We start from the raw sequence: 408 nt of genomic DNA, 5'->3' as shown, positions 1-408 counted from the left end.
AGTCACGGTGCCGGTTCTTGAGCGAGCGGAGCGAGTTCTTGACCTTCATGGCCTATCTCCTGTTCTGCGGCGCGAACCAGCGCCTGGGTTAGCGGGTGTTCCGATCCGTGGATCAAAACAATGAATTCATGGTGGGCGATACAAGGTTCGAACTTGTGACCCCTTCGATGTCAACGAAGTGCTCTACCACTGAGCTAATCGCCCATGAATACCGACACGACCTTTGCCCCAACGAAATGGGGCGCGGAACCCCGCGCCGGTAGCGGGGTCTATAAAAGGAGTCGTCTGTGTGATCAAGGGCTTTTGGCAAGAGACTTTTCCGGTCTATGCTGAAGCGAACGAGGAGTCTCAATGTTGCAGCCGCCCTTTCATCTGACCGAACCGGATCAGCGCTTATCCAGCGTCGTT

Annotated in this window: 1 tRNA gene; it reads right to left on the bottom strand. The window is 55.4% G+C overall.

Annotated features, from left to right (window positions below):
• Positions 1–129 precede the first annotated feature (129 nt).
• A tRNA-Val gene (locus ACPGUT_RS16095) sits at positions 130–204 on the bottom strand.
• Between the last annotated feature and the right edge of the window lie 204 nt (positions 205–408).

This window comes from Halocynthiibacter sp. (assembly GCF_049608145.1).
GTDB lineage: Bacteria > Pseudomonadota > Alphaproteobacteria > Rhodobacterales > Rhodobacteraceae > Halocynthiibacter.
Note: the sequence above shows the minus strand (reverse complement) of the source record. Positions and strands in the feature narration are given on the sequence as shown.